The following is a 25,173-nucleotide window of genomic DNA, read 5'->3' on the forward strand; positions in this document are numbered from 1 at the left end:
CGGCCGGCAGTGGTTCCCGCCGCGGGCGGGCAGCGGTTCCGTGACACCTGACAGCGGCACGACGACGAGGGGTGGTCTCCGGTGGCGATCGAGGTTTCGGCCGAGCTGGCCAACTTCCTACGCTTCCTGATCGGGGAGAAGTTCCCGAGGGCCGACGAGACCAACCTCTTCGCCACCGCCGAGGAGCTGCGCCGGGCCGCCGAGCAGGTGGCCGCATCGAGCGAGACGTTCGGCGACGGGGTGCGGGCGTACCGGGCCGGGGTCAACGGGCAGGCCGAGGACTCCTTCGTCGACACGATGGAGCGCTACGTCCTGCACAGCCCGGGCTACCTCGGCCTGGTGTCGAAGTACACCAACCGGATGGGCGACAGCTACCGGGGCACCGCGACCGAGGTGCAGTACGCCAAGCTGATGATCATCGCCTCGCTGCTCGCGCTGATGCTGGAGCTGCTGGCGGCCCTGGCGATCGCCTGGATCAACCCGGCCGCCGCCCTGGCCCGGCTGGCGGTCGGCCGGGTGATCATGCGGATCATCTTCCAGAACGTCACCACCCGGGTCCTGTTCCAGGTGGCCATGGCGCAGGCCGTAGGGATCGGTCTGCAGACGGTGATGGACCGGCTGGTGCAGCTCTACCAGATCCGCAACCACACCCGGGACGGCTGGAACGACGAGCTGACCCGCGCCGCCGCCGAGGTCGGCTCGCTGGGCGGCGCGGTCGGCCTCGGCCTGGGCGGGCTCATGCAGGGCCTGGAGCGGCTGGCCCGGTCGACGAACGTGGGCCGGCGGGTCGGGCTGTCGGCATCGTCGAACACCCCGGACCCGCACGGGTTCCGGCCCGGCGAGGCGGCCCAGGAGGTCCTCAACGAGGGCGTCAGCGAGTGGCTGACCGAGTTCCTCTACAACGGCATCACGACCGGCGAGTGGGACGCCGACGGGGCGGCCGTCGTCGCGGGCGCGATGTCGGGGCTGGCGAGCGTCGCCGGCTCGGCCATCGGGCACGAGTTGCGCAAGACGACCGGAGGCGACCGGGACCGGACGGCGAAGTCGTCGGCGTTCCCCGAGGAGAAGCCGCCGACGCTTCCGGAGAAGAAGCCGTCGACGCCCCCCGGTGCGGTCGAGGAGCCGCCGCCGGCGTACGACCCGGTCCGCCTGCCGGCCTACGACGGCCCGCCGTCGTACGGCGACGCGGTGGCCGCCGTGCCCGGCGTGGGCGCCGCCCTGACCGGGGCGGGCGGCAACGGCGCCGGCGGCACGACGCCGGGCGGTGCCGGCCGGGGCGGGGCGGGCACCGGTGCCGGCGGGAGCGGTGGGGCCGGGCCGGCGGCCCGGACGGGCACCGGAAGCGGCCCCGTCGAGGTCGACGCCGACGCGGCCGGGCGGGCCGCCGGGGGGCCGACGCCGCCCGGGGAGCCGACCGGCCCGGAGCCGGTGGACCCGACGGCCCTCGCCGCCGGAGGCACCGCCGGCCTGTCGACCCCGCCCGGCCTGTCCACCGCGCCCGGGATGGCTGCGTCGGCGGGCCCGCCCGCGTCCCCACCCGGCCTGCCCGCCTCGTCCGGCCCGGCCGCCGGTCAGCCGGGCGCGGCCGGCGGCGCGCTCTCCGGCACCCGAGCCGGCGGGCCCGGGCCGGTCCCGGCCGGCGCGGCGGAGGCCGGAGCCGGCGGGCCGGCGGGTGGTGGGCGGACGTCCGGGGCCGAGCCCACCGCGCCGGGCCGATCCGCTTCCGGCTCCTGGGCGGGCGGGCCGCAGCCGGTCGGCGGGTCGGCACCCGGGCCGCAGCCGGTGACCGCCCCGGCGTCCGGTGCGTCGTCGGCACCCGGGCCGCAGCCGGTGTCGGTGGGCGAGGTGACCGCGACCGGCGGCCCCGTCGTCGGCCGCCAGGCGGCCCTGGAACAACGCCTGACCGGGGTGCTGCCGCCCTACGACGGCACGGCCGCGGACTGCGTGGTCCGGCTGGCGGCCGTGGTCGACGAGTTCTCGGCGGCGCCCCGGGCGGCCCGGGTGACCCGGGACGACGCCACGCTCGACCCGGCGCGCCCGGAGCGGGAGCTCGCCGCGCGGCTCGGCGTCGACTGGCAGCCGGTCGCCGACTGGGCGCAGGTCGTCGGCCGGGTCGGCGAGGCCGGACCGAACGCGGTGGCGGCGGTGCTGGTGGAGCCGCCGAACGCCCCCCGCCACGCCTTCGCCCTGGTCAACGACGGCGGCGAGCTGTTCTGGGTGGAGACCCAGGCGCCGCCGGAGCGGCGGGTCCGGCCGGTCGGCAAGCCGCCGGAGCTGCCGGTGGGTGCCCAGGTCATCGTGCTGGACGGGCAGGGCACCCCCGTGCCGGCGACACCGGAGGACACGGCGACCGTACGGGCGCTGGTGGACCCGGCCACCAGCGCCCGGTACGGCAGGTCCCGCCCGGAGGCGGCGCCCCCGGCACCCGCCGTGGCGAACCCGGCCCCACTGGACCCGCCTCCACTCGGTCCGGCTTCGCCAAACCCGGCCCGGCCGGACCCGCGCGAGGCGGCGGTGCCGCCGGTGGCGGAGCGCACGAACGCCGCGCCGGTCGACCCGGTGGTCGCCGCGCCGGTCGAGCAGGTCGCCGCCTCCTCATCGGACCTGCCGGCCGACCTGGTGCGGGTGCCGGCGGACGGGCGCTGCCTGCTCTACGCCGTCCTCACCTCGTCCCCGGGGCTGGTGGCGCACCGGCTGGCCCGGGCCGGGCTGCTGTCGCCTGAGCTGCGGAGCTGGCTGGCCGACACCGACGACGTTCGGGCGGCGATGAGCCGGCACGCCGAGGCGTACTCCACCGACCTCACGCCGGTGCCCGAGGGCTCCCCGCCGGACCTCGTGGCCGCCGCCCTGGCCACGCTCGTCGCCCAGTATCTGACCACCCACCGGGACACCCTGCCGGCCCTGATCCCGGCGGTCCGCTTCGCGCTGGCCGACCGGGAGCGGGAGAACCCGGACCCGGTCTCCCGGGCGGCCCGGCTCGCCGAGCTTCGCCGGCACGACCCGGCCCTGACCGAGGTGGCCGACGACGAACTGTTCGCCACGTACCTCGACAGGTATGCCGGCCATTCCGGGCCGTTGACCGACGACGAGTTCGGCGTGTTGCAGGAAGCGGTGGCCGACTGGTCGAACTCCTGGGTGGAACCGGTCGGCACGGCCATGCTGCCGCTGCTGGCGCACGCCCTCGACCTGCCGCTGAGCGTGCGCGGCCGCAGCGACGGCCGTGAGCGCGTGGTGTACGGGCCACTGGACGAGGCCCCGGTGACCGTCTACCACAACGGCAGCCACTACGACGCCTCGTCGGTCAACCCGGCGGTCACGGACGTCCCCGACCTCCCCGTACTTCCCGACGCGGATCTCGACGGCGTCTTCGGGCCCGCGGTGCGGTCGGCCCGCATCACGCCCGGCGAACGCGACGATGCCGGTGACGTACGGCTGAATCCGCTCTGGTACCGGCTGGCGGACTTCCCGGCCCACCTGCTCGACCCGGCGCGGGCCCGCACCTGGCTCTACGTGGTGGCCGAGGACGGCGAGGTCTACCTCGGCGCCGCCGACGCCGCCGCGGCGATGCGGCAACGGGACTTCCGGGCCCTGCTGGCGGGCATGCGGCAGCACGATCCGGAGCTGACCGCCGAGCGGCTGCGCGAACAGCTCGGCGGCCAGGGCCACGCCGGCCTCGCGGTCGGCTTCGACGCGCGGGGCCGGGCCATCGAGCGGCACGCGCGGGTCGGCGGCGAACTGACCTGGAACGAGTCGGCGCGGCGCTGGCAGGTCACCGACCGGTCGGCGCAGTTCATGGGCGCGGCCCGTCCGGCGGCGACCCCGGACGAGGTCCAGGGCTGGTTGGGCAACGTCGCGACGGCGGTCGGCGGCCGGTTCGACCGGGCCGTCGTCCCGGTCCGGCACACCCCCGACGAGGACGCCGGCCCGCCGGACCCGGTCACGGTGGACTTCGCCCCGGGCGAGCGGGCGGTCGGCAACGGCCGGCGGGCCGAGCTGGACCTGTTCGTCGACCAGGCGGTCGCGCAGGTCCGCCGCGCGTGGGAGTCCGACCGGCCCCGGGTGGTGCGGATCCGGATCGAGGGCGGCGGCAACGGCACGGGGCGGCTGCGGCTGTGGGCCGGCCGGACCGGCCGGAAGCGGGCCGCCTCGCTGGCGGAGCTGGTCGCCACAAAGGTGGCGGCGCAACTGAAGGCCGAGGGCATTCCTCCGGGGATGGTGCGGATCGAACAGACCAGCCGGGGCGCCGGCCGGTCCAAGAGCCCCGGCGGCCTGCGACGCCCGACGACGGCCCAGCAGCGCCGCCGGGCGGTGCTCTGGACCGAGCCGGGGGCCGAGTTCACCAGCCGCAGCCCCCGCCGGGACACCGCGCGGGCCGACCGTACCGGCCGGGACCGGCGTCGGCTGCGCGCCTCCGCCCCGGCCGGCCGGTCCGGCCGGCCCACCCCGGGCCGGCTGCGGCGCAAGCCGGACGGGACGTGGTGGATCGGCGACGGTCAGGTGGTGACGCACGACGTCCCCGGCCGACCGGGGAGCATCGCCCTGCTGTCGCACCGGGAGTGGAACCGGCTGGCCGGGGACCCGCGGCTGCCCGATGTGACCGACGCCGTGACGGTGCTGGTGCACGGGGCCGGCGAGCGGTTCCGGGTGCCGCTGCGCCACCCGGACGGCAGCACGAGCGAGGCGAAGCTGACCGTCGACGACCTGCACACCCTGCTGGATTCGCCCGAGCGCGACGGCCAGCGGCTGGCGCTGCTCTCCTGCGCGGCCGGTCGGATCGGCGCACGGTCGGTGCAGCGCCTGGCCGACCTGCGCGACACCGACGTGTTCGCCCCCGAAGGTGACCTGGTCGTGGAGGCCGGGCCGGCGGGACACCTGCCGCTGTCGGTCGACGGCCGGCCGTGGGCGCTGTTCGTGCCCGACGGCACCGGGGCGTGGGACGTGGTCAACGACGAGATCGTCGACCCGGACCAGCCGGACGCGACGGTCGCGGTGCCCTTCGCCGGGTACGCCAGCCGGGCCGACGCCGCCGACCCGGCCGGCGTACGGCTGACCAACGCGCCGCTGCCGCCGACCCGGTGGGACCGGGTCCCCATCGTCGGGGACGGACTCTGCCTGCTCAGCGCGGTCGCCGTCGCGGTGCCCGAGGCGATGGCCGGCATCGCGGGCATGCCGGCGGACGCGGTGGACCGGCTGCTGCGGGTACGCCGCTCGCGCCGCCACGACGTCGATCTGAGCGACATCGACGCGGCGTTGCGCGAGGAGGTCCGGCGGCGGGTGGCCGACCCCTCACCGACGATGACCGAGTTGTTCGACCACGTGGCCACGACCTGGCTCTTCCCGGCGGGGCACGACGTGCAGGCCACCCTGCTCGACGTGGTCGACACCTGGGACTGGCGGCGACCGCTGCCCGTCGAGGACGGTGGGGCGGCCGGTGGCCGGGCCGGCGACGTGCTGCCCCTGGTGATCGGCGCGGCGCTCGGCCGGCCGGTGTGGCAGGGGCGGCTCGACCCGCCGTCGGCCACGGTGCTGTGGCCGGACGGCGCGGGGGAGCCGGTGCAGCTGCTCTACAACGGACGCGACCACTACGACGCGTGGGTTCCCACCGCCCTGGCCGGTCCGGACGACGGCGGCCGGTCCGTCGAGACGGGCGACAACGAGAAGGGGCCCGGGTGGCAGGGGGTGCTGCGCACCCCGAAGCAGCGGGGCGTGCTGTGGCCGGGGGAAGACGACGACCAGCCCGTGCCGGTGACCACGCTCATCCGACAGGTCGACGCGGTCGACCTGCCCGGCGAACACCTGCTCGTCGTGCTCGCCGACGGGCAGTACGCCCTGCTGTTCGGCGAGCGCGTGCCACCCGGGGCGGTGCTGGACGCCGTGTTCGCGGGCGGTCCCTCCGGCATCCGGTGGACCCCGGCCGTGGCCGTCGACCCCCGTGCGCCGATGGTGCTCACCGTGGTCAGTGACGACGACGCCCACGCGGTGGCGTTCGGTCGCTCCGTCGAGCGGGAGCTGCGACGCCGGCTGGACGGGGGGTGGGCAGCGCCGACCCACCTGAGCGTGGTGACCATGCGCCAGCACCAGGTGCCCACCGAGCCGGTACGCACTCCCCGGCTGCGGTTCCGGCTCCCCGCGCCGCCTCCCGGGCAGCTTGCGCAGGCTCACCTGGCCAGCCTCGCCGACCGGGTCCGGCAGGCGTACGTCGCGCCGCCCGGCTACACCGTGGGGACGCTGCTCGGTGACGCGGCGTGGCGCGACGGGCTGCCCCACTTCACCCCGTCGGCGGCCCCGGAACCGGTGGTCGGGCCAGCCCCCGACGACCAGCCCCCGACGTACGCGCGCTTCCAGCAGGACCGGCGGCACGAGGAGCGGGTGCGGCAGGAGGAGGAGTTCCGGGCGGCGGCGCAGCGGCAGGTCGAGCGGCTCGGCGCGGAGTTCCCCCCGCCCGGCCCGGCGCGGCGGGTGATCGTCGCCGACACCGGTCTGGTCGACGGCCTCGGCGGGCACCGGGGCTGGCTGCTGCACGGCGGATGGCCGCTGGTGGCCTCCGACGCCACCGGGGTGGGCTCGGTGGAACTGACCGTGGCTGCCCCGAACGACGCGGCCCGGCTGGTCCGGGTGTCGTTGCCCGCCGTCGAGGACCAGCCGGCGCTGGAGGTGGAGGCGCTGGTCGAGCTGCCGGCGGGTTCGACGCTCGACGTCGACCCGGGCCTGGTCACCGTGCTGTCGTCGTGGCGCAACGACTTCACCGACGGGCCGGTGGCCCAGCCGATCGTGGACCCGCCCGAGATGATCCGGCGGGCGTGGCTGTTCCGGATCGACGACACGGAGCGGACCGAGACGGCCAGGGTCCAGGCCGAGCGGGACGACCAGGACGACGCCGGACCGCTCGACGAGGCCGAACGCGAGCTGCTGCGCTCGCGCGTGGTCGGCACGATCCGCGACACCCTGTGGGAGACCTTCGGGGAGAGCCCCGCGTACGCCACCGCGTTGGCCGCGCTGACCAGGATGCCTCCGGACACGCCGCCGGCCGACTACTGGTTGCACGACCAGGTCCGCGAGCTGATCATGGCGTACCCGTGGCGGCTGCTGTCCCGGGACATCGGGTCCTACGTGCAGCGGTACGGCTGGCGGGGCGCGGACCGCATCGTCCTGCAACCCGGCGTGCTGGACGCCGATGCGTCGGACGTCCTGGTCACGCCGGGCGGCGTCCGCTACACCGCAGCCGACTACCTGGCCCGCCTGCCCGTCGTCGACGGCGGCACCCGGGTGCTGTTCCTCCCCGACCTCGACCGCGCCACGGCGGTCGGGTCCGGCTTCGTCCAGGCGGTGCGGGCCTCCGCCATCGTCGTCCTGCCGGCGCTCCTGCCCGTCGACGTCCAGTGGACCGTGCTCGGCGCCAGCGCGGTCACCGGCGCCGAGGTGGACCTGTTCGTCGGCACCCTCGAGGAGGCGTTCGCCCGGGCGACCATGCACGCCGCCGGCCCCGCCGAGAGCCGCCAACTGGCCGAGGCGCTGCTCGCCAACCCCGACCTGCAGGTCTATGACAACGGCGACTGGCTCACCGAGATCTTCGACAGCGGGCTGCTGGCCGCGCCGACCGAACCCGTGCGACTCCTGGTCAACCGGGAGGCGACGATCGACGCCGAGGAGCTTCACGCGGGGTTGCGGGAGGCCGGGGTCCTGGTGGTCGACCCGCACGTGCTGCCGAGGCACCGCGTGGTCATCGAGATCACCGACCCCCGTCCGGAGCTGGTGCAGTCCTTCCAGGTCGACCGGGGCGGGATACGGGTGCGGCAGTTCCTCCTCGACGGCAGGTACGCCGCCGACAACCCCGACACCTGGCGGGTGGTGGGCGAGCCATGGTCGAGCATCCGGTCCTGGCTGGCGGTCCTCGATCCGGACCGCACCTATCCGTGGGACCCGTTCCTGCTGGCCCTGGCGCACCGGGACCAGGTGGCGCTGCTCGTCGACGAGCACCCGGGCCCCTGGCCGGGGGCCAGTCACCGCTTCGCGCCGGTGCCGGCCGCCGCGCTGACGCGGGCGCAGGAGGTCCTCGCCGGCCGGTCCACCGAAGAGGGGGTGGTCTGGACCCACGCCGTCGACACACCGGCCGACGCGATGTTGCTGGTCGACGACACCGCCCGGGGGATCGTCGACTACCCGGTGGTCTACTTCGTCCCCCGCCCCCCACAGCCCCGGGCGGCGGTGACCATCCCCCACCTCGACGACCTGGACGGTCGGGGGTTGGTCGTCGCCGTCGGGCAGCTCGACGGCGACCGGCTGACCGGCGACGGCTGGGAGGTGACCGTCGACGAGGTGCTCGGGAACGACGCGCTGCGGGCGCATCCGCGGGTCGTCCTGCTCGACCGGTCGCCGCCGGTGGGCAGCCCGTTCGTCCAGCGGCTGCTGGAGCAGGGCGTCGGCGTGCTCGCGCCTGACGCCGACCTGGCCGGTTGGACCGCCGTCTACCAGCTCCCCGGGTGGGCGGTGGAGCTGACCGGCCCGGACAGCGCCAGCCTGCTGCGCCAGCTCCGGCAGGAGTTCGACGCCGTGGTGCTCGGCGCGGCCACGGCCCACCGCCGGACAGCGGCCCAGACCGAGCTGGTCCGCGCGGTCTTCGAGATGCTCGGCCAGCCGTACGGGCAGGAGGTGGTCGACGGCCAGATCCACCTCCACCTGGACGGGCGGGAGCCGTCCCTGGCAGACGCCGGCCACGACGGGCTGCTGCTACTCGGCGACCAGGACGGGCACCACGACGGCCTGACGGTGCGGGTGCCCGTCGACCAGGTCCGGGTGCTCCGCCGGTGGTCGGGCGAGCGGCTCCACCTGGTCGTGACGGACTCGGCCACCGTCGCCCCGGTGACGGATTTCATCCGGGACCGGATCGCGACCGGCCCGATCGTCCACTGGACGCCGGACCTGGGCCGTGCGGCGCGGGCGACGGACGTGGGGCACCCCGCCTCGTACCACCGGGATCTGGGTGGTTTGCCGATCGCGCCCGACCACGTCGAGGAGCTGGCCCGGACGGTCCGCGAGCACCCGTCGTGGCGCAGCCTCGGCTGGACGGTGGACGTGGACCCGGATGGGGACGACGACGCCCGCGCGCTGGTGTGGTTGGGCACCGAGATGGCCGCCGTGGAGTTCCCGGCCGGCGACGGGCGGTCCGTGCTCGCCGTGGGCATGCCGGCGTCCGCCGTGCCCACCGTCGACCGCTACGGCGACGGCGCGGTGCTCTGGTCACCCGGCCGCTCCGGCCTGCCGGCCGCCCTGCGTGCGGCGTTCCGGGTGGCCGTGGCACCGGTGTCCGAACTGGACGACGTCGTCGACAGCGTCCAGGCGGGAGCCGACCAGGCCGAAGCGGTGGCGGTCCTGACGGGGCGGCTGCCCGGGGGGACCCGGATCGTCGTGGTGCCCGGCGAGGTCGACTCGATCGAGGAGATCCCGGTGATCTTCGACTCGGTGTACGCGGTGGTGGCCCGCACCGAGTCCGGCGACCCCGGGACCTGGACGGCGTACACGCGGTCCGACGATGACCAGCGGATCGGCGTGCTGACCGGCGCGGACCTGTCGTTCGTCGTCGCCGGTGTGGCCGTCACGGACCCGGAGCTCATGCAGGTGTACGAGCCGGCGCCGCCGATGCTGCCGTTGCCGCAGGCCGCCGTGCGGTTCCTGGTCGAGACGGTGGCCGCCTGGGAGGACGGCGGCACCCCTGGGTCCAGGGTCACCGACGTCGCCTTCGTCGCCGTCGACGAGATCACCGCCGACGACCACCTGTACGTCCTGCCGGCCGGTTCGGTGCAGCGGGTCACGACAGCCGGCCCCGACGGGGAGCCCGTCCTGCGCGGCTGGCTCGTCGACGGAGAGGCGCTGGCCGAGGCCGGACACGACCTCCTGGTGAGCGACGAAGGACCGGTCGGCGCGGTCCTGCCGACCGAGTTCGCCAGGGACCTGACCCCTGCGGAGCGGGAGGCGCTGCTCGAACTGGCCCGCCTCGTCGGCGTCGGGCAGCCGGTCACCGACAATCCGCTGCGCCGGCACGGGATCGCTCCGGTCGACCGCACCTTGGTTTCCGACTGGCTGGCTCCGGTCGGTGCTCCGGTCGGACCGGCCTGGTGGCTCGGCGCTCACGTGTCGGCCGTCGAGATCACCTCGGCAGCCGCCGGCCGGATCACCGCCAGGCGGGTGCTCGCGTGGGAGGTCACCCCACCGGCTGACGACACCGGGCAGGCGTTCAACGGGTCGCTGCAGCCGGAGTTGATGGCGATCCCCTACCAGGACGGGCCGCTGCTGCGGGTCCTGCCCCACGAGGTGTGGTCCCTGGGGCTGGCCCCGCTGCTCGGCGAGCGGGGGCTCGTCATCGAGCCCGGCGTGGTGACCGGCGGCGGGGTGACCACGGGGCGACCCGACGGGCGCGGCGCGCTGCCCGCCGGCGCGTACCGGGCGATCCTGCCGGAGACCGCCGCCGGCCCCCCCATCGTCGTGCTGCTCGACCACAGCCGGGCAGCGGAGGCCTTCGCCCGTGCGCTCGCCGCGCACATGGCCGTCGTGTTGGTGCGGACCGACGACCTGCAATGGCGGGCCTACCGTCCCCTGCCGAGCACCGGTGCCGCCGACGTGATGACGGACTTCATAGCGTTCCGACTGGTCAACCGCGCGGTCGCGGCGGTCGCCGCCGACCTGGAAGTGCTGGCCCGCGCGGTCAACGAACGGACTCGGGAGCTGGGCTCGCGGATCTGGCTCGACGGCGTCAGCCTGCTGCGCCGCCTGCCGGGTCTGCCGATCGGCAAACCGGCGGAGCGGGCCGACCGGCTCGCCTCGGCCCTGTTCGGGATGGACCGGCTGCGCGCCGCCGTCCACGGGCACCCCGGCGGGCAGTCGGTGGGGCACGTGCTCACCCGGCTCGGTCTGCCCGGCCCGGCCGGGCAGGACCCGACGGTGCTGGCCCGGCGGCTCGCCGCGACGGTCACCCGGGTGACGGCCGCGGCCCTGGGCCGGCTGCCGGCCAACTCGGTCGCCCCGGCCTGGCGCGACGACGCCGTGGCCCTCGTCCACCGCGCCCCCGACGGCGCCTTGACGCTGGTGCGCCCGGATGCCGAGCCAGGCGCCCGGCTGACCGCGCTCGACCCGGACGAGCTGCCCGGCCCGTTGTCGATGCTGCTGTTCGGGGGACGGACAGTGGGCGTCAGCGTCGCCACCGGACGACGCGTCCTCGGCGGCCGGGTCGAGTCCGCCCCGGACCAGAGCCCGGACCCGGATCAGGATCAGGACCCGGATCAGGATCAGGACCCGGATCAGGACCCGGATCTGGCCCGGGACCCGTACCCGTACTCGTACTGGGAGCCGTCCCCGGACCGAGGCTCGGACCTGGGGGAGGACCCGCCTCCGGGCCGGGACCCGGACCCGGGCTCGGGCTCGGCGGCGACCGAGGACCAGGCGACCCCGCCGGACGCCACGGACGCCGCCGACTCCTCGGCGGTGACGAACCCCGTCCCGGCCGGGCCGTCGCCGGCGGCGGTGGCCGCCGTCGGGGAGGCGCTGCGCCGGCTGCCGGCGGCCCGCCTGGCCGCAGGCGGGCAGGTACGTCGGGGCCGGCCGTCCCTGCCCCGGCTCGCCGACTGGGTCGACGTGGTGCAGGTCGACGAGGCCACCGCCGGCGAGGCCAGCTCCCGGGTCCGGGCGGTCGGCGCGTACCTCGTCCTGCACGGGCGGATCGGTGCCCGCCCGGTGACCGGCACTGCGGTGACCGGGCTGAGCCTGGACGGGTTCCACCGGGCACTGGGCGGGCGGCCGGTGGAACTCGACGCCGGCCACCCGGGCTCGCTGCTCCAGGCGCTGACCCGCCGACCCGGCGCGATGGTCCTGGTCCACGACCGGCTGCCGGACGCGCCCGCCCGGGTGTTCTGGCTGGTCGCCGACGACCGGGGCGGTGCCGTGGTGCCCCGGGTGGTCGACCCCGGCCGGCCGGGGGTGTTCACCGGCTCCGCCGCCGACGACCCGGTCACCGCCACGGCGCTGACCCGCGCCGGCACCACCGTGCTGGCGGTGGACGCCCGCGGCGACGCGATGGACCTGGCCGACTTCCTGGCCCCGTCGCCGGCCGGGCTCATCCGGGCCGTCGCCGACCCGGCGCTGGCCGTGGCCGACGCCACCGACCTGTTCCAGGCCATGGTGCGGCTGGTCGACGGCTACTTCGGGCGGGCCCCCCGCGCGCTCGGCGCGCAGTTGACGGTCACCCCGGAGACGATCCCCGGCACCCTGGCCGCCGCCCTGGGCGGGCAGTTCGAACCGCTGCACGACGTCGCGGCCACCATCGACGCCCTCCGCGCGTCGCCGGGCTCGCTGGCGCTGGCGTACCTGCCCCGTGCCGAGGAACCCGCGCGGCTGCTCATGTTCGTCGTCGAGCCGGGGCTGGCGACGGTGCCGGCCCAGCTCACGGTCGTCGGAGTCGACGCCGCCGAACTCAGCGACGCCGACCTGACCCAGGCGCTGTCCACCGGCAAGGCCCAGGTGCTGCTGCTCGACCCGACCGGCGAGGCCCGCCGGGTGCCGGGCCGGGAACCCACCTCGGAGCAGGTCACCGCGGTCCGCACCGCGATCACCGCGCAGCCGCTGCTGATCGGGACGCCGCACACCGACCACCCGGCCTGGCACACCGTGCTCGGCACCCAGGTGGCCCGGCGGTTGCGCGCGGTGGGCGTGACCATGCCCACCGCCCGCACCCTGCTGCACGAGCTTTCCACCGACCCCGCCGCGTTCCTGCACCACGGCTCCGGCCACCCGGTCCGGGTGGGCCGGAACAGGCGGTTCGCCTGGGTGCGGCTCGTGCCCCGCCCGAGCGACACCGACGACGTGCGGCTCGCCCCCGGACTGGCCAGCATCGAGGACCGCCGGACCACCGCCGTGTCGGCGTCGGCGTGGGCGCAGCCGCAGGCCACCACCGCCCGGGTCGTGGTGCCGATCCCCACCGACGCCGTCGGGGTGACCGTCGTCGGCGGCGTGATGAGCAGCCGGGCGGTCCGCACGATCGGGCAGTCCCTCACCACCGGGGACAACGGGATGCTGATCGGGGTGCCCGACTCGTTCCTCACCCGCAGCGCCGTGTTCGTCCAGGTGGAGATCACCGAGCGGCCCGTGCCGCCGACCTGGGACGACATCCCGGCGACGTGGGTGCCCGAGGCCGGCGACCACTTCTGGTTCCGTACCCCCGAGGTGCTGGCCACGATGCGGCCGATCAGCGACGGCAACCAGCTCGCGGTGAGTCCCGCCGGGGCGATCTTCCTCCGGGACGCCGCCTACCCGGCGCACGTCGTCGACGACGGCGCCCTGACCACCGCTGTGCTCGCCGGCATCCCCGAGGTGGTCCATCGCGGTCGCAACATCAGGGTGTGGCGGCTCTGGGGCGGCCAGCGGGCCCTCAACGCGGTGCAGCCCGGCGCGACCGGTCTGACCGCGACCAGCTCGTCGTGGCTGCGGCGACCCGGCTACGCCCAGGGGGTCCGGCCCGCGCTGCGGCTGACCCGGTTGACCCCGATCGGTGAGTTGCCCGAGTCGGCGGTGCTGCGCTCGGTGGCCTCGGTCACCGAGGGGCAGTCGGTGCAGTCCGCGTCGGACCGGGGCGGATTCCTCGCCGTGCTGATCGGCCGGGCGTTCGGCCTGTTCCGGCTCTCGGCCGGGCCGAGCATCTCGGTCGTCGACCGGCGCGCGCAGGTCCTCGCGCCGCAGTTCGAGACCGCCGCCGGGGCGGAGACGGGCGACCACGTCCTGGGGCTCTACCTGGCCGAGTACACCGGCACGCTGCAGTGGAGCATGCACCGCTCGGTCAGCCGGTCGCTGGCCCACCGGGGGCTGCGGCACGGGTCGCAACCGGTGTCGGTGCGGACGCTGCTGGTCGTGCCGCAGCGGCACGTGACCGCGCTCGCCGAGGCCACGCCGTCGAACCGGCCCGACCGCGACCTCGTCGCCCTGCTGGCGGCCATCGTCGAGGACGACCCGGCCGACGCGCGCACCCTGCCCGACTACCTGTGGCGGGGCGACCGGCTGCGGATCGGGCGCGGGTTCCTGCACGGCGGGGAACTGGTCGCCCGCCTGGTCGCCGCCCGGCTGCGGCAGCTGTTCGACGACGACCGCAACGCGGTGTACCGGCGGTACCTGCCCGACTGGGACAACCCGCGGGTGCAGACCGCCCGGATCCGGCAGGCCCTGGACCGGCTGGGCAACGAGGAACGCCTGTCGGCGCAGAACAGCCCCAGCCGCTACTCGGCCCGACTGTTGGGCACGGCCGACGGCGAACTGCTGATCGAGCTGCGGGTGCGCGACATCTTCTCCGGCCGGGCCCTGCAGGTGCGGATCGGGTTGCGGCGTCGCCACCCGGACACCGCACCACGCTACCTCGGCCGGCGGGGCACCCACCCCGACCCGGTCACCGCCGACGTCCCCGAACCCAGCGACAGCGAGTCGAGCGACTCGGAGGACGACGAGCCGACGGTGAAGCTGCGCACCACCCAGGGCCGGGGTCAGGCGGCGACGAACCGGGCCATCCGCAGCGTCGCGCCCGGCTTCCAGCTGGGTGCCACGGTCGGCAGCGACGCGATCGGCAGGGCCGCCGGGATCGGGCTGCGGCTCCAGCGCATCTGGCGGGACGTCATCGAGGTGACCCAGGGCAACCAGGCCGGTGTCGTCGGCATCGGCGACGGCGCGGTCGCCGTCTTCGTCGACGACGTCCAGTTGGAGCTGTCGGCGTCGGTCATCGTCGAGCACCGCGGCTACCTCGCCGACGCCTGGCGGTGGCTGGCCGACCAACCCGCACAGGCGCAACCACTGCGCTTCGCCGGAGCCGCCACCATCGACCTGCAACTCGGCTTCTCGGTGCCGTTCACCCAGACCATCGCGGCCGGGCAGCCGCAGCCGGTCGCGCTGCCCACCCCGGCCGGCGGGCCCAGCGCGGGCATCGTGCTACGCGAGGCCCTCGGCGAGTTGCTGCCCCCGCTCGTCACCCCACAGCGGCAGCAGCTGCGCCGCCTCGGCGCGGCGCTGGCCCAGCACACCGTCACCCACCACGTCCACGGCATGCCCGAGTTGCGCAACCAGCTGCTGGACGCGTTGCGGGGCGCCACCGCCGACTACATGGACGCCGGCCACCTGCCCTCCGGCGCCGACGGACGCCGCCGGGGCACGGTGTTCAGCGGCGACATCCCCGGCACCCCCCTGCACCAGTGGCTCAACGCCTTCGTCGACCAGGGCCACCTGGCGGCGCTGCTGGCACCGGCGACCCAGCAACCCCAGCCGGTGCACGCCCCCAGCGTGGTCCTCGGCGACGACGTGCCGGTCACGGTGTTCGTCTTCGCCGAGGTGATCGGGCACGACCAGACGCCGTCCGGCGCGCTCACCGGCGACGGGTACGAGAGCGCCGTCGGCGGCTTCGCGGTGCGCCGTTCGACCGCGGAACGGGGCGTGCAGGCCCGGCTGGAGGTCGGCGGGGGCGGCGTGGCGTGGCGGGCCGCCGAGCACGCCGCGCACGCCGAGCCCACCCGCCCGGACGGGGTCGCGGGCGAAACGACGCCGGGCGGGCAGCCGCCGGCGCCGAACCCCACCCAGCCGGCCGCCGGCACCCCCACGCAGCCACCCGCGGCCCTGGCGCTGCGGGCGTTCGGCCGGCGGCAGATCGAGTGGACCACCGGCGAGGCGGTCCTCGCCACCGCCGAGGTCGAACGCACCGTCAAGCACTCCGGCTCCCAGACGGTCCTGCTGGGCGTGCACGGCCGGCTGCGGGTGCACCTCGCCGTGGTGCTCACCGAACCCAAGTGGGTGCTGCCCGACCGGACCTTCACCCGGTACCGGCAGGTGGGCGACGTGTCGCTGCTGGGCCACATGTCGGCCGAGGAGTACCGGCAGGCCCTCGGGACTCCCCTGGACGGCTGGCGGCTGCCGCGTCAGGTCACCCCGCCGGCGGTGCAGGTGATGCACCAGACCAGCCGGCTGGTGGACACTCCCGCCATCGGCCAGGCACTGCTGGGCTGGCTGCGTTCGCTGCGCCTCGGCGGAGACGAGGGGATGGAACTGGTCGGCCAGGACCGCAACACCAGCATGAACATCGGCACCGTCCTGCACCACACGGACCCGGTCACCCTCGCCGTGCACCTGGGCGACCTCTTCGACGGCGGCCTGAGCTTCGTGCTGCGCTATCCGAGGCTGCTCAGCCGCCCGGCGGTGCAGATCGTCGTCCGGGCCGTACCCGCCACCGGCCCGGCGCAGGTGGGTGAGCTGCGGGCGGGCACCAGCACCCTGGGGCTGAGCACCGTCAGCGGCATCGGTGGCGGACTCCAGTCGAGCGAGGCCGTCACCGACGAGCTGGTTGCGGTGGCGCACCTCGGGGAGCGGACGGCGCTCAACGCGCTCGGGGCGCTGGGGCGCACCGACGCCGGCGGCTCCAGCGACGTCACCTTCAACAGCGCGGTCACCGCCGTCGAGACACCCGGCCCGTGGCTGCCGGTCGACTACGGCCCGCAACGCCTGGTCTTCACGGCCCACCGCCGCCGGCAGGAGATCGGCCGGCACGAGATCACCGTGCCGCTGCGCACCGAGACCGCCGCCGAACACCTGAACCTCACCTACCAGCCGCCCGGCCCGGCCACCGTGCTGCCCGACCCGGCCGAGGTGACCGACGCCCCGCTGACCGAGGACGGCGCGGACGGGCCGCTGCGGCTGGTCACGATCCCGGCCGACAACTGGCTTGCCTGGCGGGACGCCGCCGTCCCGCCGCCCGCCCGCTACGCGGCGCTCGGCTTCAACGGGGCCGCCGCCCTCCAGGCCGCCGCGCTGCGGGCGCTGCGGATCGTCGGCGCCGATCCGCTGGTCGGGGCACCCGGGTCGACCATCAACCACCAGCTCATGACCCTGCTGGCGCGGACCCACCTGTGGGCCGCCACCCCGCACCGGATGGCCGGCCCCTACGAGATCACCCTCGCCGAGGGGTACCGCCTCGTCCTGCACACCCGGGTCACCTCGGTGCGGCTGGACACCGTGCTCGTGCCCGCCGAGGAAGCCTCCGGCGTCGGCGGGGCCGGCCAGCACGGCGACGCCCGGCTGGCGGCCCGCGCCGACGCCGCCCTGCCGGACACCCTGGGCACGTCGGCCGGATACGTGCCGGCCCTCGGTGTCTCCGTGCCCGGCAACTCCGGCCAGCAGGAGGCCAGCGGCCACGGCACCGACCTGGTGCGGATGGGAGTGGACGACGAGGGCCCGCGGGCGAAGGTGTGGTGGACCACCGAGACTGTCGTCGTCGCCGAGCACACCGACCTCACCGGCACCCGCCGTGCCGCCGTGCAGCTGAGCCTGACCGACGCCCAGCCGGTGCTGGTCGACCAGGCCGACGCCCTCGACCACCTGCTGGCGGGCAACGCGCCCGGGAGTGCCCCCGTCGACCGGGTGGTCGTGGCCGGGTACCTGGAGCAGGCGGTCCACGCCGCGAAGCAGGCGCGGAAGGCGCTGAAGACCTGGCAGGAGCTGGAACGGATCGCCCTGGTCGCCGAGTTTCCGGGGGACGCCGGCACCGCCGCCGACACGGTCGCCAAGGCCGCCGCCGCGAACGCGGCGGAACGCGCCGAGGCGGAAGCCGCGGCCCGCCGACGGTGGCTGGAGGCGCGCGCCGAGGTCGAACGGCTGGTGGCGCTGGCCGCCGGCCACCTGGGCCGAGGCTCCGCGTCGGATCCGGTCGCCGAGCCGCGTCACCTCCCGGCGGTCGACGGCACCGACCCGGCACCACCCGGCGGACGCCCCGCCCCGAGGCCCCCGGCGGCGGTCGCGCGGCCCACCCCGGCGGCCGACGCTGCCGACGCGCGGCCCGACGAACCGGCCACCGTCGTGCCCGACCGCGCGTCGACGCCGGCCGGGTCGACGTCGCCACCGGCCCCGGCCGGTGTGGTCACCGGTAGCCAGTTCACCGCACTTCCTCCGCCCGCCGCACAGGAGATCGTGGACGTCGACCGCAACGGCCTCTGCCTGCTCGAATCCGCGGTCCTCAGCGCCCTGTCCGACGTGCGGGACCTGGTGCCCGACGCGCACCGTGCGGACCTCGACGACATCCAGGCGTGGCGCGACAGCCGCCAGGCCGTCGACGTGACCCTGCCCACCCGTCTGCAGGCCTCGGTCGTGCGGGTCGCCGAGGGGCTCCGCGCCCGGATCCACACCCTGCTCGTCTCCGGCCGCCTCGCCGCGTTGGAACGGGTGATCGCCGACCACGGTCTGCTGGGCGACGGCGTCCGCACGGAAGCCCTGGTGCGCCGGCAACTCGTCTGGACGGTCGAGAACTGGCGGTCGGATTGGGCGAGCGACCGCGGCGACCTGCTCGTCCTGCTGCTCGGGGCGGCACTGGACCGACCGGTGGTGGTGGCCACCGGGATCCCGACGGTCGGTCCCGACGGAACGGCGACCCTCAGCTGGTCGACCCGGACGGTCTACCACCCGAGGTTCGACGGCACCGAGGCCCGGCTCGGCGACGCACCCGTGCTGCTCGTCCTGGCGGACGCCCACTACCAGGCGTGGCTGCCGGGGGCCGAGGCGCTCGACCTGGCCCGGTTCCGGGAGGAGGCCGCTGCCGAGAGCGATGCCGGGTCCGATGACGTCGCCAGCGATCCGGCCCCCCTGCCCCCGCCCCGGCCGGCCGGACGGGGGCGTCACCCGTTGACCCTGGCCGGGCTGGAGACGGCCGTGCAGGAGACCCTCGACGCGCAGGCCGCAGTCCGACCGGATCCAACCGTATCGACGGCGGACTACTGGAACCCGCCCGAGGACCCGCAGTCGTGTCTGGCCCTGGCCCGCCGGTTCGCCGCCGTCCTGCACCCCGGCATCGACGGTTTCACCCGGCCGGGGCTACGGGTCGGCCGGACGCGTGACGACTCGACGATCGGCGTCCGCTTCGCCGGCGGGTTCGCCGGTGACCGGTCCGACTGGGCCGTGGTGGATTCCTGGGCGCAGGTCGAGAGGGCGCTTGAGGGCGCCGCACCGGGCAGCGCTGCCTTCGTGTTGTTGGAGCGTCCCGGTGGCGCGCCCGGGCATGCCTTCGCGGGTTACCGGCTGGAAGGTGACACCGACCCGGTGCGGTGGGTTCAGCTCGGTGGTGACCGGGGTGCGGTGGTGTTGCCGCAGGCCGCGGCGCGCAACGGGTTGCCGCGGCTGAACGCGTTGGGTCCCGAGGTCGCCGCCCGCGCCGTCCTGATCGATCCGCACGGTGCGGTCGATCCCGCGGCGCTGGTCGACGCGGAGGCGTCCGTGCCGGTCGCCTCGTCCTCGGTGGCGCGGGCCATGGTGGACGCGCCGGTGAACCGGACCGTTCTGGGGCACGGCGGGGAGTTCGAGTTCTTCGAGACCCTCGACCTCAGCGCCGCCGCCGACCTGTTCGACGACACCGGCGGCGAATCCCTCCCCGATCTGGCCCGCACAAGCGCGCTCGCGGCAGATCCCGCGCAGACGATCGTCATCGAGGTGGAGACCAAGACCTACTACCGCGACAGCGGCGACGGTCGGCTCTACCGCCAGCCGGTGTCGGAGGCGATCGACAGCACGGACGAGGAGGTCGACGGTGCACCGGTGCCGGCGCGGACCCCGGAGAAGGTCGCCATCCTGGAGGTCATCGTCGGTGTCGTGCCCGACACCGACGCCGAGGTGGACGCGCATCGCGGCGACGAGTCGCTGTTCCCGTCGATGGCCGCGTTGGGGCACGCCCTGGCGGGGCTGACCCGGCCCGTCCCGTTCGGGCAACTGCTGGCCGAGGTGCAGGCCGCCGGGCACCTCTCCCAGGTGGTGCTGACGCCGCTCGGGGAGCGGGTGTCGATCGGGCCGCGCCCGTCGGACAGCGAGCCCGGCGCCCGGGTGCACCACAGCGTCGGCGTCCCGCTCGCCGGAGCGCACTCGTTCCTGCGCTACGTGGCCCAGCACACCTGGCGCAGCCCGACGAGCGTGGCGCCCTCCTACGCCCGTCCCCATCTGGAGGACGCGCTGCGATTCGGCGAGGTGGTGGCCGCCCATTTCGCCGCCGAAGGGGGCAGCGCCGCGGACGTCGCGGAGTTGCGCGGCTTCGCCACCGTGCTCTACGCCAACACGGCAGGCGTGACCGGGCGCTGGCTGCACCCGGGTCTGGTCAAGGAGAACGTGGCGGCGCTGTCCCGGCACGACATGGGGGCGCTGCTCGGGGAGTTGTCGGATCCGGCGGCGTCGTTCTTCAGGGAGAACTTCGCCGAGATCGAGAACTTGTTCCGCTCGGTGTTCACGGCACGGTTTCCGGACCTCGAGGAGCGCTACGAGCTGAGGACCGGCGTCAAGCTGACCGGTGACTTCTTCGACAACCGCCACCTCGTCTACAAGAGGAAGGGCAAGACCAAGCGCCGCTCGATCATCGACTACCTCGGCGCATTCGTGGGCCAGCATGCGGGATACGGCGGGATGACCGTGCTCAGCGGCCTCGACCACTCCAACGGCGCGCTGCCGCTGATGGTGCTGGAGGTCCGGTACTTCGGTGCGCAGCACGTCGACGGCGCGGCCGCCGAGGCCGAGGCCGACGCGTTGCGGCGGGCGGCCGGGGCGGCCTTCGACGAGGCGCTGCGGGTCACCGGCACGGCGGTGCACCGGCCGGGTGGGGTCCAGTTGGCGTTGCCGTCCGACCAGCGGCTCTGGCCGATGTGGCGTAACGAGGGCCCGGTGGGGCTGCTCACCGTCGAGCTGCCGCTGGACGAGTCGGACTGGTCGCTGCGTCCGCTGTGGCCGATCGCCGACGAGGTGACGGCGATCCGTGTCGTCCAGCGGGCGAGCCGGCCCGAGTACTTCGTCGTCCTGCAACGCCTCGCGGATCTCACCGGTCGGCCCGTCTACGCGCTGGCGGAGGAGGCTACGGCGAGCTGGGATCCGGCGTTGGGGGACGTACGGGTCGACTGGCCCGACGATCTCCGGCCCTGGCTGGAGTTCCTGCCGGCGGCGTACGACGCCGGCACCGAGACGGCACCGCGATGGGCGACCGGCCCCGAGGGTGTGCTCACGCCGCAGAGTGACGGCGTCGACGTGGCGCTCCCGGTGACGGTTCACCTGAACGTCATGCCGCCGGACGTGGAGCACACCCTTCCCGCTGTCATGGGCACCGAGGATCCGGCCGTGCTCGACCTTGCGCGGCTGGTCCAGGCGCCGCCGGGCTACCAGGTGGTCTTCGCCGGCCCCGACGCGCCGGCCGACGTCCCCCGCTGGGCGGCAGACGTCGTCCTGGCGGTCGCCGCCCAGTCGGTGCCGGTCGAGGGAATCCTCCTGATCGGGCATCCGTGGCCGTACCTGGCGGCGCAGGCCCTGGTCGACGTGCTCGGCCGTACGGTGGCCGACCAGCCGGGACTTCTCATCACGCCGGTGGTCCTGACCCACGGGGCGGACATCGAGGTCTCGCTGCGCACCGGCGCGGTCAGGACGGTGTCCACGACCGACGATGACGAGGTGGGTGGCTGGCGGGTGTTCCGGCCGGAGCGGGCGGGCCGCACGAGCGCCGTCCCCGACGACCTGCGTGCGGCGATCACCGCTCCAGCGGTGGAGGTGGAGCAGCCGGGCGGCGCACCGGGCCCGGCGGAGCAGGGGTCCGACGACGCCGATTGGGTTCGGCTGGTCACCGATACCGGGGCCGTGTTGCGTGAGGCCGACGAGCCGGTGGAGTGGACGGTGCGGCGGGCGATGGCGTCGGTGGCGGTTCGTGAGCACCACTGGTCGGATCCGGTGAGCCGGCCCGACCCCGAGTCGGACGACCGGTACGAGGTGGTGGCGCGGTTCGAGGTGCGGCGATTCCGGTACGACGGTCAGCCGGTGACGGATCTGACGGTGCGGGTGTGGCTGGACGGTGATCCCGACGATGCGGTGTTGGCGGCTCTTCAGCGGGGGGTGCGCCGGGTGTTCAGCGGTGACGGCTACGCCGACGAGGCGGCGTACGTCTTGCCGAACGGGCATGGTGATCACCTGCATGTGACGGTGGCGCGGGCGGCTTCTCCGGAGGATGCCCATCTGCGGGTGGAGGTGGTCGACGAGGGGCCGACCGATCAGTTCCACTGGCGGCGTGACGCCGAGGAGGAGGAGTTGGTGCACGAGTTCGCTCACCAGCTCGGCCTGCGTGACGAGTACCGCGACGACACGGCGTCGCACCGGCCGGACGTGCCCGGCAGCCTTCTCGGTGATCTGGCGAGGGTTCCCGGTGACGCCGTGACCGACGAGGAGCGGGCGGCGCTGTCCGAGGAGGAGGTCGCCCAGTTGCGGGGGATGGGGTGGGGTGGCTTGCGGCCACGGCACCTGCACCTGTTGGCGGCGGTGATCGGGGAGCCGGACACGGACGGGGCGTACCGTGGGGTGGACCCGGTCATCCCACGGATCGGTGTCGCGCCGCTCGCGCCGCAGACCACGACGGACCCGCCGGGGCAGCAGCCCACGGCCGCAGCGCCGACGATGCCGTCGATCACGGCGACGGAGCTGAACCGAGCGTGGCAGGACCTGCCGGAGCGCTCCGGGTTCGAGTACCCGTTCCGCGTCAGGGCGGCCCACGCCGTCCGGACGGTCCTCGACCGGGTGGAGTTGGTCCGGCGACCGTGGGACCTGAGGTCGCTCGGCGACACCGTGCCGCCAGCGACCGCCGAGGACCACCAGCGGCTCACCCCGTCCGAACCGGTCACCGACTGGGCGGTCCTGACCGGACAGACCCGCGAGATGATCGCCATGCGGGCCGCGCTGGTCACCGCCTGGCTGGCCGGCTTGCCGCAACCGGTGGCGCACGGCACGGCGCTGGAGTTCGGGCTGGTGCTGGGGGTGCCTCCGGAGCTGCTCGGCGACTCCCGGGACAGCGCCGTGGCCCGCATCGTCGCCGACGCCGCCGCCGACTTCCTCCGGGGCCAGCTCGACGCCCGACTTCCCGTCGGGGTCCTTCCGACGCGGGTACGTGCCGAGGTCACCGTCTTCGACGGGGTCGTCGACGGGGTCCGCGAGCAGGGCCAGATCCAGGTCGGGTTGTCGCTGCGCCGGGTGCTTCCCGGCCCGGTGTTCGCCGACGACCCGACGTCCCAGGGTGCGGTCGGGGGCGTGTACGACGGCCGGGAGCTGCGGGGCGACCTGCTGCTGCGGATCGCCGAGGCGAGACAGGCCGTCGCCGCGCTGCCCGCCGGTGCGACCGAGACGACCGCGGCGGTCGTCGTCTACCAGCTCGCCGCCGTCCTGGTCCGGCTGCTGCCGGTGCTCGCCACGCCGACCCTGGCCGTCCCGTTCACCGCCCGCGCCGAACAGGTGAACGGCGTGCTCGGCGAGTTCCGCTGGCTGGTGGGCCAGTGGGCGCGACACTGGCGTACCGGGGACGTCGATGGCGCAGCCCTCGTCGCGCGCGCCACCGGGACGCTCGACGCGATCGCCGACCTGGTGCCGCTGATCGACCTGGCCCCGGCCGCCCAGCGGGACCTCGACCTGACGCCGCTGGTCGACGGCCACCGACCGGACGACACCGACCACGTCGCGGCGCTGGCCCGGTTCCGCGCCGAGCTGACCCGGCTGCGGGCCGCCACCGAGGTCGCGCTGGACGAGCCGATCATTCAGGTGCACGGCTGGCAACTGCTGACCCAGACGCTCGGGGCGCTGTGGTTCGGCGCGCCGGAGGGCCCCGGCCCGATCGCCAGCGGACGGCTCTTCGGGGCCGCCGCCGCGGCGCTCGACGCGTACCACGAGGTGGTTCGCGGGCTCGGCGACGGCAACCCGGACCTCGCGGCGGTCGACCGGGCCGCCGGGGCCGTCGAGGCACTGGCCCGCGGCATGCTCCCCAGCCTCGACCAGGCGGAGGTCGACCGCGCCCTCGCCAAGCTCGACGACGCGCTGGCCGTGGTGGGTCTGCGCACCGACCTGCAGCTGGATCGCCTCCGGTTGAACACCCGGGAGGCGATGCTCGACGGCCTGCTCGGCACGGCGACCGCCGCCCTGGACACGTTCCGGATCAGCCGCGACCCCGGTCGCGCCGGCCTCGCCGGGATCCCCGGCGCACCGGGTCCGCTCGCCGACTGGATGACGCTGGTGCGCACCCTCCAGCGGATGACCGTGCTCTGGGACGGCGGAGAGCCGGACCGGCCCCGCCTGCGCGCGATGCACCGCCTCGCCCAACAGGTCCGCGACGGCATCGCCGCCGGTCGGGCCGACCTCGTCCGGTTGGTCAACCGGGACGATGCCGGCGGCGATCCGAGCGACGTCTCGAACCGGCTCCTCGACGACCGGCCGGCTGGACCGACTGTCCCGGCTGGTCCGGCCCGACCGGCTGCGGGGGCGGCCGGACCCGAGCCGGTGCGGCCCCGCCCGGGCCAGGTCCGGCTGCACCTCGTCGCCGAAGCGACCCACGCCACGGCGGGGGCCGTGTCGACCGACCTGCACCAGGACCCGGACACCGGCCAGCTCCGGGTGCGGGGCGGTGACCCGTACGCCCCGGTCGCCGTGTTCGCGCGGCCGGAGACGGCGTACGGCGTGGCCCGGGGGATGGCCGACCACGTCGCGCAGCTCGGCCTGCCACCCGGCGACGGCCCGGTGGTACGTCAGTTCGTGGTCGACGCCGACGCGTTCACCGCCCCGGGCGACACGCAGGTGTACGTCTTCCCGGCCCGCGACTTCGCCGCCCTGGTCGACCGGGCCGAACCCGGCTCGCTGGCCAGCTACGCGACCGACCCGGACGCGGTGGCGGGCGACGGTGGGGCGCGTGACCTGGACGCGCTCGCCGCCGCCGGCACCCCGGTCGTCGTCGTCGAGGAGGCCAGCCGGATGCTGCCGGACGAGCCGAACGCCCGGCACCGACCGCGCCCCGAGCGGGCCCCGTCCGCCGCCGGTGATCGACCCGCCGCCGTCGCCGCCGTCCCGCCGGATGCCGTGCCCGACCCCGTCGTCGGGCCGAACGCCGGTTCGACCGGTGCCGCTCCGCCGGGTGCGGCATGGGTGGGTGTGGTCGTGCCGGGCACCGTCGTCGTGCCGGGCCTCGGTGACGTCCTGGCGGCCGGCGGCACCGGTCTGCCGGTCTATCCGCCCGGTGCGCAGCCGGCGACACCCGCCCCGTCGCCCGATCCGGCACCGGACCGCCCCGGCAGCCCGCCCCGCCGCCGGAACCGGACCCCTCGCCCGGTGCCGGACCGGGGGTGAACCGGCCCGCCCCGG

At 75.6% G+C, this 25,173-nt stretch carries 1 protein-coding gene; it reads left to right on the plus strand.

The genetic code is table 11. The annotated features are described in order from the left end of the window. Positions 1 to 81: 81 nt before the first annotated feature. Positions 82 to 25,158 carry a toxin glutamine deamidase domain-containing protein gene (locus TK50_RS13020; RefSeq protein WP_043962989.1) on the plus strand — a complete coding sequence of 8,359 codons (25,077 nt, stop codon included), beginning with the start codon at positions 82 to 84 and terminating at the stop codon, positions 25,156 to 25,158. Positions 25,159 to 25,173: the final 15 nt, after the last annotated feature.

The organism is Micromonospora haikouensis (assembly GCF_000876225.1).
Lineage (GTDB): Bacteria > Actinomycetota > Actinomycetes > Mycobacteriales > Micromonosporaceae > Micromonospora > Micromonospora haikouensis.